Annotated in this window: 16 protein-coding genes and 1 riboswitch; of the genes, 3 read left to right on the top strand and 13 right to left on the bottom strand. The window is 40.2% G+C overall.

Translation table 11 applies throughout. From position 1 onward, the window contains the following. Nucleotides 1-246 precede the first annotated feature (246 nt). Both prfB and secA read right to left on the bottom strand, forming a co-directional pair. Nucleotides 247-1348, bottom strand: a protein-coding gene (gene prfB, locus JOC77_RS01475) for a peptide chain release factor 2 (RefSeq protein ID WP_204537655.1) whose coding sequence is annotated in 2 segments (ribosomal slippage) — nucleotides 247-1275 and nucleotides 1277-1348 — 1101 coding nt in all. Because the reading frame shifts where the segments join, the coding sequence is not laid out codon by codon here. Between the two features lie 158 nt (nucleotides 1349-1506). Then, nucleotides 1507-4020 carry a preprotein translocase subunit SecA gene (secA, locus tag JOC77_RS01470; protein ID WP_204537653.1) on the bottom strand — a complete coding sequence of 838 codons (2514 nt, stop codon included), beginning with the start codon at nucleotides 4018-4020 and terminating at the stop codon, nucleotides 1507-1509. A 347-nt stretch (nucleotides 4021-4367) separates the two neighbouring features. Here secA and JOC77_RS01465 point away from each other — a divergent pair, with 347 nt between their 5' ends. Then, nucleotides 4368-4688 (top strand): helix-turn-helix domain-containing protein, encoded by a 321-nt coding sequence (locus JOC77_RS01465; RefSeq protein WP_204537651.1) that lies wholly within the window; start codon nucleotides 4368-4370, stop codon nucleotides 4686-4688. A gap of 126 nt (nucleotides 4689-4814) precedes the next feature. Here JOC77_RS01465 and JOC77_RS01460 read toward each other — a convergent pair whose 3' ends face one another. The 6 genes from JOC77_RS01460 to JOC77_RS01435 form a co-directional block, all read right to left on the bottom strand. Continuing rightward, nucleotides 4815-4946: an anti-repressor SinI family protein gene (locus tag JOC77_RS01460; RefSeq protein WP_204537649.1), complete on the bottom strand. Its 132-nt coding sequence runs from the start codon at nucleotides 4944-4946 to the stop codon at nucleotides 4815-4817. A 32-nt stretch (nucleotides 4947-4978) separates the two neighbouring features. Continuing rightward, nucleotides 4979-5065, bottom strand: a riboswitch (cyclic di-GMP riboswitch). Between the two features lie 207 nt (nucleotides 5066-5272). After that, entirely contained in the window at nucleotides 5273-5461 is a 189-nt protein-coding gene (locus JOC77_RS01455; protein ID WP_204537647.1) for a hypothetical protein, read from the bottom strand. A gap of 24 nt (nucleotides 5462-5485) precedes the next feature. Further along, a complete protein-coding gene (locus JOC77_RS01450; protein WP_204537645.1) occupies nucleotides 5486-6508 on the bottom strand; it encodes a TasA family protein in 1023 nt (340 codons plus the stop codon). Nucleotides 6509-6586: 78 nt separating this feature from the next. Beyond that, the gene (locus tag JOC77_RS01445) at nucleotides 6587-7171 is read right to left on the bottom strand and encodes a CalY family protein (RefSeq protein ID WP_204537643.1); all 585 of its coding nucleotides are present in this window, start codon (nucleotides 7169-7171) and stop codon (nucleotides 6587-6589) included. A gap of 86 nt (nucleotides 7172-7257) precedes the next feature. Then, entirely contained in the window at nucleotides 7258-7833 is a 576-nt protein-coding gene (sipW, locus tag JOC77_RS01440) for a signal peptidase I SipW (protein WP_204537641.1), read from the bottom strand. Between the two features lie 40 nt (nucleotides 7834-7873). Next, nucleotides 7874-8515 (bottom strand): SipW-dependent-type signal peptide-containing protein, encoded by a 642-nt coding sequence (locus JOC77_RS01435; protein WP_204537639.1) that lies wholly within the window; start codon nucleotides 8513-8515, stop codon nucleotides 7874-7876. 232 nt (nucleotides 8516-8747) lie between these two features. Here JOC77_RS01435 and JOC77_RS01430 point away from each other — a divergent pair, with 232 nt between their 5' ends. Further along, nucleotides 8748-9086 carry a helix-turn-helix domain-containing protein gene (locus tag JOC77_RS01430; protein WP_204537637.1) on the top strand — a complete coding sequence of 113 codons (339 nt, stop codon included), beginning with the start codon at nucleotides 8748-8750 and terminating at the stop codon, nucleotides 9084-9086. Beyond that, complete coding sequence (locus tag JOC77_RS01425; RefSeq protein ID WP_204537635.1) at nucleotides 9070-9684, top strand: class D sortase; 615 nt, start codon at nucleotides 9070-9072, stop codon at nucleotides 9682-9684. The genes JOC77_RS01430 and JOC77_RS01425 overlap by 17 nt, the downstream gene beginning before the upstream one ends. 47 nt (nucleotides 9685-9731) lie before the next feature. Here JOC77_RS01425 and hpf read toward each other — a convergent pair whose 3' ends face one another. The 5 genes from hpf to flaG form a co-directional block, all read right to left on the bottom strand. After that, the gene (gene hpf, locus JOC77_RS01420; protein WP_204537633.1) at nucleotides 9732-10298 is read right to left on the bottom strand and encodes a ribosome hibernation-promoting factor, HPF/YfiA family; all 567 of its coding nucleotides are present in this window, start codon (nucleotides 10296-10298) and stop codon (nucleotides 9732-9734) included. Between the two features lie 245 nt (nucleotides 10299-10543). Then, on the bottom strand, nucleotides 10544-10891 hold the full coding sequence (gene fliT / locus JOC77_RS01415) for a flagellar protein FliT (protein ID WP_204537631.1): 348 nt from the start codon (nucleotides 10889-10891) through the stop codon (nucleotides 10544-10546). Next, complete coding sequence (gene fliS / locus JOC77_RS01410; RefSeq protein WP_204537629.1) at nucleotides 10891-11292, bottom strand: flagellar export chaperone FliS; 402 nt, start codon at nucleotides 11290-11292, stop codon at nucleotides 10891-10893. Before fliS ends, fliT begins: the two co-directional genes overlap by 1 nt. A 15-nt stretch (nucleotides 11293-11307) precedes the next feature. Further along, nucleotides 11308-12816, bottom strand: a complete 1509-nt coding sequence (locus JOC77_RS01405; protein ID WP_204537627.1) for a flagellar hook-associated protein 2 — start codon at nucleotides 12814-12816, stop codon at nucleotides 11308-11310. A gap of 15 nt (nucleotides 12817-12831) precedes the next feature. Then, nucleotides 12832-13194: a flagellar protein FlaG gene (flaG, locus tag JOC77_RS01400; RefSeq protein WP_204537625.1), complete on the bottom strand. Its 363-nt coding sequence runs from the start codon at nucleotides 13192-13194 to the stop codon at nucleotides 12832-12834. Between the last annotated feature and the right edge of the window lie 26 nt (nucleotides 13195-13220).

Here is a 13220-nt window from a genome sequence, read left to right as displayed (position 1 = left end):
ATCTATTACAAATAGTATCTATTAAAATTCCTAAAACATACTCATACACAACAGAATTGAGTATACCACGCCATTATGGGGACTGTCCCTATTTCCCGGCAAAAAACCTGCTCTTTTTCGGGGGACTGTCCCTATTTCCCAGCGGCTGAATCCATTGCCAGACTTGACTTCCGTATGGGGACTGTCCCCTATTTCCCGCAGAAAATAAAAATGGGAAATGGGGGACAGTCCCCATTTCCCAAGAGATTATGCTAGTTTTGAACGCAGGTAGGCGTCGATGAAGGAGTCGAGGTCTCCGTCCATGACTCCCTGGATGTTACCGGATTCGTTGCCGGTACGGTGATCTTTTACCATGGAGTATGGATGGAATACGTAGGAGCGGATTTGGCTGCCCCAGCCGATTTCCTTTTGCTCTCCGCGGATTTCATCTAGTTCCGCCTGCTGCTGCTCGATTTCTCTTTGGTATAACTTGGCTTTTAACATTTTCATGGCCTGCTCACGGTTCTTGATCTGCGAACGCTCGGATTGACAGGTAACCACGACATTTGTTGGGGTGTGGGTAATACGTACTGCCGAGTCAGTCGTATTGATATGCTGGCCGCCGGCGCCGCTGGCACGGTACGTATCAATTTTAAGGTCTTCTGTTCGAATCTCGATCTCGATTTCATTATTAAACTCAGGCATAACTTCACACGATACAAACGAAGTATGGCGGCGTCCTGAAGAATCGAATGGTGAGATACGGACAAGACGGTGAACCCCTTTTTCAGCCTTCAAGTAGCCATAGGCGTTATGGCCTTTAATTAAGAGGGTTACACTTTTAATCCCAGCTTCATCTCCAGGGAGATAATCGAGAGTTTCCACCTTAAAGCCTTTCTTTTCAGCCCAGCGAGTGTACATACGCAGCAGCAAAGAACCCCAGTCCTGGGACTCAGTTCCGCCTGCACCTGGGTGAAGCTCTAAGATCGCATTGTTTTTATCAAATTCTTCACTAAGAAGAAGCTGAAGTTCATACTTATTTAATTGTTCAGTAAGGTCCATCAATTCCGACTCAAGCTCAGCCTGAAGCTCTGCATCACTTTCTTCCTTAACTAATTCAAAGGTTAAATCGAGATTCTCATAGTTCTCGAACATCTCTTTAAATTGGTTAACGGCTTCCTTTAACGCGTTTACTTCATTAATAACAACCTGTGCTTTATTCTGGTCGTTCCAGAAGTCAGGGTGTGACATTTCATTATCCAACTGGGCAATACGGGCTTCCTTCTCTTCTAAGTCAAAGAGACCCCCTAAAGTCCGCTAATTTCTTAGCTGTTTTCTCAAGCTCATTACGAATTTCTGATAATTCCATGCCTGAAGCACCTCTTTTTATATAATTTATTTATGATCACTATAGTTATTACATTCATCTTGATAGTAAAAGTCTATTATACCGCCAAAAAACATTCGTTACAAACGGAAAAAGGCGGTAAACCCTTGAGCTTACCGTCCTTCCTTTAAACACAGACGTTATTGCAATTGTCCGTGGCAGTTTTTAAACTTTTTGCCGCTGCCGCATGGACAAAGATCATTACGTCCAACCTCGGCCTTTTTGCGGGCAGGCTGTTTCTTTACTGGTTCACCGTCATCCTTAGGATTCACAGCTTGTCCCTGAGCCACTTCCTGGCGCTCCAGGTTGTTGCGGATCTCAGCCTTCATAATATATTTAGCCACATCATCTTCAATGGCAGCAATCATGCCATCGAACAGGGATAAACCTTCTTCCTGGTACTCACGAAGCGGATCAATCTGACCGTATGCACGAAGATGGATACCCTGGCGGAGCTGTTCCATTGTATCGATGTGGTCCATCCACTTGCTGTCAACCGCACGAAGAACGATAACCTTCTCGAACTCTCTCATCTGTTCTTCGGTTAGCTGCTCTTCTTTTTCATTATAGCGGTCTTTAATTTTGCCAAGAATAAATTCTACCATCTCTTCCGGATCTTTGCCTCTTAGATCATTTTCTGTCACATCGCCTTCCTGCAGAAGGTTTCCGTTAATATAATCAATGAGGCCAGTGAAGTTCCATTCTTCCTCGTCCTCATGTGGAGAAATAAAGGCTTCAAAGTTTCTTGAAAGAGAAGTAGTAATCATTTTCTCTACAATTTCACGAAGATTTTCGCTGTCTAACACTTCATTACGCTGTGCATAAATAATTTCACGCTGCTGGCGAAGCACATCATCATATTGCAGAAGCTGCTTACGAGCATCAAAGTTATTGCCCTCAACCCGTTTTTGCGCAGACTCAACTGCTCTTGTGACCATTTTACTTTGAATAGGCTGTGTATCATCCATTCCAAGACGGGCCATCAGATTCTTCATGTTATCAGAGCCAAAGCGGCGCATTAATTCATCTTCCATAGAAAGGTAGAATTGAGTAACCCCCGGGTCGCCCTGACGTCCGGAACGTCCGCGAAGCTGGTTATCAATACGTCTGCTTTCATGTCGTTCCGTACCAACAACTGCAAGTCCGCCCAGTTCCTTCACGCCTTCGCCAAGCTTAATGTCGGTTCCGCGTCCTGCCATGTTTGTCGCGATCGTAACAGCACCCTGTTCGCCGGCATGAGCAATAATTTCTGCCTCGCGTTCATGGTTCTTCGCATTCAATACATTATGCTTAACGCCTTTTCGGGTTAAGAGCTGTGAAATTAATTCGGAGGTTTCAATGGCAACGGTACCCACAAGAACAGGCTGTCCTTTGGCATAGCGTTCAGCAATTTCCTCGACCACTGCATTAAACTTGCCTTCAATAGAAGCGTAAATCAAGTCTGCACGGTCATCACGGACGATATCTCGGTTCGTCGGAATCACAATAACATGCATATTGTAGATATTACGGAATTCCTCTTCTTCCGTTTTCGCGGTACCCGTCATACCAGAAAGCTTTTCATACATACGGAAATAGTTCTGGAAGGTAATGGTCGCTAAAGTCATGCTCTCGTTTTGAATTTCAACGCCCTCTTTAGCTTCAATTGCCTGATGCAGTCCATCGCTGTAGCGGCGTCCTTTCATGAGACGGCCGGTAAATTGGTCAACGATGACGATCTCATCGTCCTGAACCACATAATCCACATCCAGCTGCATGCTTGTATGAGCCTTCAATGCCTGGTTGATATGATGGTTAAGCGTTACATGTGAAATATCAAATAAATTATCGATGCCAAAAGCACGTTCAGATTTAGAAATCCCTTCTTCTGTCAGCTGAACTCCTTTTGTTTTCTCATCGTACGTGAAATCAACGTCCTTTTTAAGAGTACGCACAAAAGCATTCGCCTGAATATAAAGCACATTAGATTTCTCAGCTGTACCTGAAATGATCAGCGGTGTACGAGCTTCATCAATAAGAATGGAGTCGACTTCATCTATCACGGCAAAATAAAGCGGACGCTGAACTTTTTGTTCGCTGTAGAGAACCATGTTATCACGAAGATAGTCAAATCCCAGCTCATTATTGGTGCTGTACGTGATATCTGCTGCATATGCTTCCTGCTTTTCTTCCTTTGTCATGCTGTTCAGGTTAAGGCCGACAGTCAATCCAAGAAAGTTAAACAGCTTGCCCATTTCAGTTGCATCACGGCTTGCCAGGTATTCATTCACCGTTACAACATGAACACCCTTGCCAGTAATCGCATTTAAATAAACCGGCATGGTGGAAGTCAGTGTTTTACCTTCCCCGGTTTTCATTTCAGATATATTCCCATCATGAAGGGAAATACCACCCATCAGCTGAACTCTGAAAGGATACATGCCAAGCACGCGGCGTGAACCTTCACGGACAACCGCGAATGCCTCTGGAAGAATGCTATTCAGTTTTTCGCCTTTTTGGTAGCGCTCTTTAAATTCCTCTGTTTTCGCTCTTAATTCATCATCTGACAAACGTTCCATATCAGATGCTAAAGCTTCTATTTGATCCGCCTGTTTTTCAAGGCGTTTTATTTCGCGTTTATTCTGGTCAAACACCTTATTCAAAATCCCCAGCATGATAAGCGCTCCTCTTTTATAAAAGTAAGTGAGCCCAATGGTTAGCGGGCACTCTTGATGGACAATATTATAATAGGAAAGTATTCGCCGTAAAGCACGAAAATCCTCTTCTCAAAATGTAAACTACTGCCTTTAATTTTAACACTTCTGCCACATAGGCACAACCGAAGGGGAATAATAGGGAAATATGCATACATAAATCGATAAAAAAAGTCATAAAAGCACTATAAAAATGGGAAAAATTATAGTAAGTTAATATAGAGTGCAGTATGAAATTTACTTATTAAATTCCCTTTAACAAAAATTAATTCCTTATATAATATAGCCCGCAGGATGTGATACTCATAATGATCGGTGACAGAGTTAAAATTATTAGAAAAGAAAAAAAAATGTCCATGTCGGAGCTTGCGGAGAAGGCGGGTGTGGCGAAATCTTATTTAAGTGCCCTGGAACGCAACCTGCAGTCAAACCCATCTATTCAGTTCCTTGAAAAAATTGCCGCGGTTCTAGAAGTTCCTTTGGATTCCCTTCTATACGATCAGCCCAGCCAGGACAGCCTCGATGCAGACTGGATGAAAATCGTGAAAGAAGCCATGAGCTCTGGTGTATCTAAGGAGCAATTCCGCGAATTTATTGAATTCAATAAATGGAGGATTAATAAGGACTAAACCAAACAAGGTGCTGTAGAGACCTTGTTTTTTTGTAAAAAAATAAACCCCTTAAAAAGAAAGCCTGTCAGGCAAGCTCACTTTTTAAGGGTACTTTTTTTCTTTCATTTCCATTCCCCACTTAAGCTAAACGACCTCTTTCTGCTCCTGAGCACTCTGCAAAAATTCTCTGATATCTTCTAAGTTCATTCCCATTTTTTTCGCTTGAAGTAACAGTTCAACCCACTCTTGATCCAACTCAGGTACAGTTATTAACAATCTAAATACCCTCCCAAAATACCTTTTGTATTTCAGGCAGCCCAGCCATCATAGTACGAACTACCGTAGACCCGTGACTTTGCGTCCCTGCCTTTCAGCCAAGTTTGCCTTTTTCTGTAGTACTTATCTCACATGTTGATTATAAACAAGGCAAACGAATTACTTTGTTGTTTTATGTCAGTTGAAAACTAAATTTTCAAACTTTTTTTCTTCAGAAAACCTCATTTTTCACCCATTTTTTGTAAAAACAATCACTAAAGGTAAAAATACCGAAAATTATTTGTCTACTGGGGTCGAATTAACCATAAAAGAATCGTGGAAAGCACTCAATTCTTTTTCGATGACTCTTTAGGTACAGGAAAACTTCCGATGCGCATTCCCACCTTCTCCATCGTTATGGCATTAAACAATCTCTGGCTTGTTAAATCCTCCCCGCATACCGGACAAATCCATTGGCCGGACTCCGAGCTGCTAAAGGAGGGTCTGTGGCATTTATAGCAATTTTTGCGAAACATCTGTTGTTCCCCTTTCCCTAAAGTCTATTCATCGTTTTCTTTTCTTTTACGGTTATTTACAAACAAGATTGATCCACCTGATAATGTAAGAAATACACCGATTAGCAGGTAATTATAATTGTCGGTAGCCGTGTCTGGCAGCTTGTTATCGCCATTAGTGCCGGTTCCTGCATTGGGTATTGGATTTGAATCGGTTGTCGGTTCTGTTGAATCTGGTACTGGAATTGGAGTTGGTGCTGGATTTGGTGTCGGTATCGGTGTTGGTTCAGGATTTGGTTCTGGCTCAGGACATGTATTCGTTTCTCCGCATGCTGGCGGCTCTGGACATGTGTTAGTTTCTTCACACGTTGGCGGCTCTGGACATGTATTGGTTTGTTCACAGCTTGGCGGCTCTGGGCATGTATTGGTTTGTTCACACGTTGGCGGTTCTGGACATGTGTTAGTTTCTTCACAGTCCGGCGGCTCTGGACATGTGTTAGTTTCTTCACAGTCCGGCGGCTCTGGACATGTGTTAGTTTCTTCACAGCCCGGCGGCTCTGGACATGTGTTGGTTTCTTCACAGCTTGGAGGCGGTGTATCCCTTCCTTCTGCTACAAACTTAAACTCAACTTCTGCGGATGAACCCTGAAAACTGTTATCCAGCTCGTAGGGCATAGTCACTGTGAATAATAGCTTTTCAGATGTTCCCGATTTTAAAATTCTCGAACCAAATCCTTTAAAATCCTTTAAAAGGCCTGTATATAGAAGATTGCTATTTTCTTTAACTTCAAGTTTTAAATTTTCAAATAGGTTTTTGTGTGATTTATGGCTGCCTATTACAGCAGTGTATTGAAAATTTTTAGTTCCCTGATTCTTTATCGTGATCTCTCTTGGCATCCAGTCGCCTGGTTTTAAATTATCTACCTGGAATAAAAAATTCTCCGGATCAGTGGCAATATCGATTTCGCTGCTAGCGGCATATGCACCTTTTGGCGTTAAAAAACTATAAAGAACGAATATAGTCATTAGTATTAAAATAGGCTTTGCCAAAAGCTTTTTGGGATACATTGCATAACCTCACATTCTATAATTTAAATAAAAGGCAGGACGGATGCCCCACCTTTTACATGAACCTCATATAAGAAATTACTTCAATTCACCATCGCCTTGTTGAGCATTGAAAGTCCAAGTAAGCGATAGGGAATCACCTTGGAACTTATTTTGGTCGTCTCCATTATCTACAAAAGTAAACATGACATACATGTCATCTGTCGTTCCAGCTTTAATTCCTCGTTTTTCACCAAACAAGCCTCTTGCTACAGCATCCGGATCCTTTTCATCCAAAAGTTCTGCTAGAGTTGTAGACCAAATTACACCATTAAGTTTATCGCCGTTGACTAAGAAATCTACTTTAATATGTTCGCCAAAATCATTGCCAGCATTATCCCCTTTTTTATCTTTTACAGTATAAGCGGTATCAAGCAAAACTTTTTTAATGTCTAAAGTTCCATCATTTTTAAGTTGGAATTCTCTGATCATTGAATCCCCCGGTGCAATATTAGATACATCAATAACGGTTTTAGGATCAGTACTTATGTCTAGTGTACCAGCAGCGAAAGTCCCCTTTGCATCAGCTGAATCACTAAAATAAGCAAACGTTCCTCCACCAACTAACGACAAACCTAATACCGCCGATCCAATACCTAAACCTAATTTCTTTTTAATACTCATTCCTTGTTTCCTCCTCATTCCCAACTATGGGTATGTATATTTTGTTTTATATATTGACTCCCGCTTTAACAGGAGATTCAACCAAGTTAAGCAGTTTTAGTGGTTTCTGTATTTTTTGTTTTTGAATCGATTTCCCTGATTGCCTGAAATATGGTGTAACCGGCATACAAGAGTATTAGTAAGCCAGGAACCACCATCATTAATGCGCTCCCTGTTTTGGAAGAAGCATAACTAATGAAGTATCCTGCATATGGAATCGTGAAGCCATCGTACTGGGCTACCACATTTTGTGATAAGACTGGCTGAAGGTCAGTAGCATCGTTGTTATCACCTTTAGTTTCATAGGATACGTTTTGGCCAGTTCCTAATACCTTGGTAACTCTGTGGGTGATTAATTTTTCTTCACTTTCACGGAAAGTAATGATGCTTCCTTTTTTCAAGCTTTTTCTTTCATCCGTATTTAGCGGCTTGACGGCTATGATGGAGCCTGTTTGAAAGGTTGGTTCCATCGATCCGGAGAGAACGGTTTTTAACTGGTATCCAAAGGCCTGCGGTTCACCGCCGGATGCCTTAGAGGAAATGACTAGAAACAGCATCAGCAGAAACACTGCGAATAGTACATAGGTCAGTGTATTGCTGAGTATCTTTAAGACTTTTTTCATTGGTTAACACCTGCCTGCATGAGATTATCTAACTGCTTTTTCATTGCTTTGCAGCTTCAGTTTGCACTGATTCAGCTGCATCGCTATTAGTAGGCTCTGAAATCTCTTTATCTTTTGAAACGGGTTCACTAGTTTTAGTTTCTTTCTTCTCCTGGCTGCTGTCTGGAGCTTCTTCTTTTTTGAGATCTGGTGTAGTCTCTATCTCTTTCTTGTCTTCCGTTTCTCCATCAGCAGTAGTTTCTTTAGCAGGAACTTCAACTTCAGAAGGTTCTTCTTTATCTTTCTTTTCTGAAGGAAGGTCCGGTTTACCCTCTTCTTTTTTCTCAGTTTCAGGGGTAACTTTTTCTAGATCCTTCTCAGGTTCTGCATCTTTCTTTTCTGGCTCTTTACACTCAGTTTTTCCTTGTTCATTTTCACCTTGATTCGTTTCTGCAGAAACAGGCTGCTTTTCTTCGCTATCACGCGTTACTTCTTCTGAACAATCCTCTTCCTTCGCCCAAATACCAGCCGCAATAGTACCTTGAACATCTTCACTATCACTAAAGGATGCATTCGTGTTTCCTGATATGTAACCCAAGGAACCGATCGTTATGTACCAAATTCCAAAAGCTTTCATGAACAGCAGCAACTTCTTGTTCTTTTTACCGTATTTCTTTAATCGTTTGTGCCTTATAGGAACCACTCCCCCTTGGAAGTTTGCTCTTTTTGTTCGTTTTATCGAACTTGTAACTTGAGTATAGTTCATTGGTAACGGGTTTGAAAAACCTCAAAATTGGTTAAATATTCTTAAAAACGAACGTTTTTTGTTCTATATCTTATTCTTTCTCCTTAAATCTCAGTATTTCATATTTTTTAAAGAACGGAATGTTCTATATAATGAATTTACAAATATAGTAAAAAGGGGATTCTTATCTATGGATGGAAATGCTTTTAGGAGGCTGCGAATAAAAAAAGGATATTCCATTACCCAGCTTGCAGAGAGAACGGGAATTTCCAAATCGTATTTAAGTTATATAGAAAGGGGGCTTCAGCAGAATCCTTCTATTAATATTCTTACAAAGATAGCTCAAGTTCTTGATTGCAGTGTGGATGACTTAATGGGAGAAACAATCAGTGATATGACTCTTGATAAAGAGTGGGTGAATCTTATTATGGAGGCAAAACAACAGGGGATCAGTAAGGACGAATTTAGATTATGGCTGGAGTTTAATATCTTTAAGAAGGTTCAAATTAATAATGAAACGAAAAAATAATTCCCTGTGGGTTGGAATCCTCATTATCCTAGCTGGGATAAGTTTCATTGCATTTTCGTTATTAAAAATGAATCATGAGAGCGACTTGCAGGAATATACACTTAAAGCAGCTTATAAAAAAGTAGGCTTAGGATCTCAGAAAGACAAAGCCCAGGAAGAAATGCAATCAGTTCCTCCTCCTAAAAGAATGGAAACTTTCCAAACTGGTGACATCATAGGCATTCTAAGCATTCCAGCAATAAAATCGGATCTTCCTATAATAGAAGGAACTCATGAGGATGATCTTGCTAAAGGGGTAGGGCATTACAGCACATCGGCTCTGCCTGATCAGGACAACCAAATTCTGCTTTCAGGCCACCGAGATACTGTTTTCCGAAAGCTTGGTGATTTAAAGACAGGAGACACACTAGAATTAAAAATGCCGTCCCAAACCTTCAGCTATAAAATCTTTAAATCTTATATAGTGGACAAAGACAACACCACAGTGATCCGCGATACGTCCCCAAAGGAAATACTCACTCTCTCCACCTGTTATCCTTTTTCTTTTGTCGGCAATGCGCCTAACCGGTATGTCATTGAAGCAGAAAGAATTCCATAAAAAATGCCTGAATCCATATAGGAATCAGGCATTTTCTATTATTCTATTTAACTAGGCTCAATCAACCCATATCGCCCATCATTACGCTTATAAACCACATTCGTCACATTCGTAACTGCATTCGTAAAGACGAAGAAGTTATGTCCCAGCATGTTCATCTGCAGAATAGCCTCTTCACTGTCCATCGGCTTTAAGTCAAATCGCTTATTCCGGACAACCTCTAAATCATTTTCTTCTTCCACATCCACCAGTGTCGCACTTGCCTCAGCTTCACTCGCGCTGCTTGTAAATAATTCCTGGATACTGCCCTTCTCACGGAATTTGCGGTTCACTTTTGTTTTATGCTTACGAATTTGGCGTTCTAATTTATCAGTGATCAAGTCGATGGCCGCATACATGTCACCGTTGGACTCTTCTGCACGAAGGACCAAATCGGACATCGGGATGGTTACCTCGACTTTGGTGGATTTATCGTTATAGACCTTTAAGTTAACATGCACATTTGCATCTGGAGTGTCATTAAAATATCTCTCTAACTTGCCAATTTTTTTCTCTACATAGTCACGCAGAGCCTGAGTTACTTCAATGTTTTCACCACGAACGTTATAATTCATCGATGAATTCCTCCTTTAAATAAGGTATGTATATAGTTTCTACGATACCCTTTACAATTCCTTCATAAACACCAAAAGAATTTGTCGAATTTTCAAACTTATTGCGATTTGGCGAGTTAACTGAAGGGGTTATCTACATTATAATTCTCTGAGATTTAAAAAATACCAGTACAATAAACTTATTTTTGACGTTGTCGAACTTTTATAAAACAAAAAAAACAGCTCTAATTAATTTAGGCTGTTCCTCATTTACGTTTATCATAAAAATATCCATCAGTCGTGAGGGACTGATAAGGATTCACATATTTTTGATTTCCTTCTTTTTTAGACTGAAGTTTTTTTATATCGATTTGTATGTCCCTTTTTATTCGGGAAAGTTTTTCAGTAACCTGTTTTTCCAATCCGATCAAAAGGGATCCAGTTATATTTTCTTCATCAGAAAAAGGGGCTGTAATCTCAGCCAGTATAGCCTGGCGCAGTTCTAGAATTCTTTCTATCTCAGCAATCTGTTCATTTCTTTTCTCTTCACTGGAAGTATTAATAAGCTCAATAAGCTCAATTGAAAGGTTACGGTAAGGCATCAGGCGGTTCATTAAATGGACCCGCCTTGCACATACTGCTTCTGGCGATTAGCCTGAATAACTTGTTTCCAGGTATCACGAAATTCGCTCACAAGTTCCTCAACCTCATCTAAAATGCTAGTATCGTTATTAATATTAGCTTCGATCAACCGGCGGTTCATATAATCATAGAGAGACATCATATCCTTAGAAACTTCCAGATCCATATTTAAGGTAACCATTAACTCCTGAATAATCTTCTGGGCTTTTTGGATATTCGTATTTTTTGCTTCGATTTGTTTTGCGTTGATTGCCATTTTGGCCTGGTGGATAAATTTAATGCACCCATTATATAGCATCAATGTAAGTTCCCCAGGAGATGCTGTATTCACACTATTGTTTTGATACGCCTGATAAGGATTATGCAAAGCCATTTAGAACATCCTTTCTTATTGACCTCCGCCAAATTGCTGCATGAGGTATGTAGATTGAGAATTGGATTTTTGTATTGCTTTTTCCATGGCTGTGAACTGACGGTAGTAGCGGTCTTCAACTTGTAGAAGGCGATCTTCGAATCGGTTTATTGAATTATTCATTGTATCCAGCAATCGTCCAATCGTAAATGATTGGTTAGTCATTGTTGCTTTGCCGGCCTTTTTCTCGATATTGCTCATAATATCTTTAATGGACGCACGCATTTTCCGAGCAATTCCTTGATCAGCAGGCGTCGCTCCTTCTTTCTGAAACAGCTCGTAAATTCCATTAGGATTTTTTGAAATAGCCGCTTTAAGTTTATCCGGATCAATAACCAGCTTTCCTTTTTCAAGGTAATTGGACGAAGTGGTAATCCCGATCTGGGAAAGCTGTGAAAATCCAGCACCGGGAACGGCAGAATAAAGGTTGGCACGCAACTGATTTAGTCCATTTGATAAGGCGCTGTCTCCCCGCAATGTTCCACTTTTTGCTCTTTCTTCCCATTTCTCAATATCCTTTTCATCCATGTCGTCTTTTTGTTCTTTGGTTAAAGGCTGGTATTCTCTATAACGTTTTTCCGAAATTTCTTCATTAATTTTACTAATGGTTTCATTATATTTGGTAACAAATTTAGTAATGGTGTCGAGTATGGCGTCCGTATCCGTACTAGATGAAAAAGTGACAGGTGTATCAGTCTTTTTATTTAAGGTATAATCAACACCATTGATTTGAAAGTTATTAGTTGATCGGCTTGTTGGCAGGCCGTTAATTTCAAAAGACGCATTTTTCCCTAATGATCCAAATCCAGCTTTTTTTGCATCCACATTATTGCTGCTTAAGGAAAGATTATTGATTAGAAAATCCCCAGATAGCTCGATGTCCGAATTATCATCTGTTCCGGCATTACCCGTATTTTTCGCGGTTATGGATACCTTTTGTGTAACAGTGTCGTAGAACATGTTAACGCCTGATTCTTTGTTGATTTTATCAATAATACTATTTAAGGTGTCTTTACTTGGATCAATTGTGTAACTAAAGCCGGTAGTTTCTAATTTGCCATCTTTACCTATTGCTTTAATAGAGATGGTTTGGCTTAGGACGGGCGGTACATGTTGATTTAGGGTTTTAGCAGGGTCTATATCTTTAGCAGCTGTGCTGAACATGGTAGCAGCTTCAGCTAAATAGTTAACTTTAACAGTGCCGCTAAATTCAGAAGTAGAATTAATGTTTTTGATTGTCACAGCACTCGGATCGGAAACAGTTACAGTCTTTTTTGTATAAGTCCCTTGTTTGCTGATTCCATCAAAAACAAATTGATCTAAATCAAACAAAAGTTTATTCATCGACCGGTAATCATCGCGCTGCCATTCCGTGTATTGCTTTTTTTGATTAAGCTTGTCCAGAGGCATACGTTCTGCTTTCATTAGATCTTTAACCATTTGATCGGTATCCATGCCACTGGCAAGCCCGCTAATTCTTGTCATGAAGGTTCAGCTCCGCTATATTTTTTTATCTACAATAATGCCTAAAAATTCGGCCATTTGGGCATATAAATCCAGCATCTTTTTAGGAGGTATTTCTTTGACTACCTCATTTGTCTCACTATCTACAATGGTTACGTAATATTTATGAAGCTTCTCATGGAATTCAAATTTTAATGCTGTATTTGCCGGATTTAAGAATTTATTAAATGTCTCAACCATTTCATTTACTTTTTCTTTTGAAATTTCCGGACTTTCCCGATTTACAGGTTCTGCGTATTTTTTTGGTTCATTTTCTATAGTAATGACACCTTCGACTTGTATGTTTTCTGGGGGTCTTGATGCAGCAGGTGAAGGATTTGATAAGAGACGATCAATCATAATTTCCCTCCGCAAATAGATATCAA

This window comes from Peribacillus deserti (genome assembly GCF_016909175.1).
Classification (GTDB): domain Bacteria; phylum Bacillota; class Bacilli; order Bacillales; family DSM-1321; genus Paraperibacillus; species Paraperibacillus deserti.
The sequence above is the reverse complement of the archived record's forward strand: the minus strand, read 5'-3'. Positions and strand labels throughout refer to the sequence as shown.

What these genes read in the sequence shown, in the direction of transcription:
- secA (WP_204537653.1), bottom strand. Translation starts at nt 4,020, where the DNA reads ATGCTGGGGATTTTGAATAAGGTGTTTGACCAGAATAAACGCGAAATA.
- JOC77_RS01465 (WP_204537651.1), top strand. Translation starts at nt 4,368, where the DNA reads ATGATCGGTGACAGAGTTAAAATTATTAGAAAAGAAAAAAAAATGTCC.
- JOC77_RS01455 (WP_204537647.1), bottom strand. Translation starts at nt 5,461, where the DNA reads ATGTTTCGCAAAAATTGCTATAAATGCCACAGACCCTCCTTTAGCAGC.
- JOC77_RS01450 (WP_204537645.1), bottom strand. Translation starts at nt 6,508, where the DNA reads ATGTATCCCAAAAAGCTTTTGGCAAAGCCTATTTTAATACTAATGACT.
- JOC77_RS01445 (WP_204537643.1), bottom strand. Translation starts at nt 7,171, where the DNA reads ATGAGTATTAAAAAGAAATTAGGTTTAGGTATTGGATCGGCGGTATTA.
- sipW (WP_204537641.1), bottom strand. Translation starts at nt 7,833, where the DNA reads ATGAAAAAAGTCTTAAAGATACTCAGCAATACACTGACCTATGTACTA.
- JOC77_RS01430 (WP_204537637.1), top strand. Translation starts at nt 8,748, where the DNA reads ATGGATGGAAATGCTTTTAGGAGGCTGCGAATAAAAAAAGGATATTCC.
- JOC77_RS01425 (WP_204537635.1), top strand. Translation starts at nt 9,070, where the DNA reads ATGAAACGAAAAAATAATTCCCTGTGGGTTGGAATCCTCATTATCCTA.
- hpf (WP_204537633.1), bottom strand. Translation starts at nt 10,298, where the DNA reads ATGAATTATAACGTTCGTGGTGAAAACATTGAAGTAACTCAGGCTCTG.
- fliT (WP_204537631.1), bottom strand. Translation starts at nt 10,891, where the DNA reads ATGAACCGCCTGATGCCTTACCGTAACCTTTCAATTGAGCTTATTGAG.
- fliS (WP_204537629.1), bottom strand. Translation starts at nt 11,292, where the DNA reads ATGGCTTTGCATAATCCTTATCAGGCGTATCAAAACAATAGTGTGAAT.
- JOC77_RS01405 (WP_204537627.1), bottom strand. Translation starts at nt 12,816, where the DNA reads ATGACAAGAATTAGCGGGCTTGCCAGTGGCATGGATACCGATCAAATG.
- flaG (WP_204537625.1), bottom strand. Translation starts at nt 13,194, where the DNA reads ATGATTGATCGTCTCTTATCAAATCCTTCACCTGCTGCATCAAGACCC.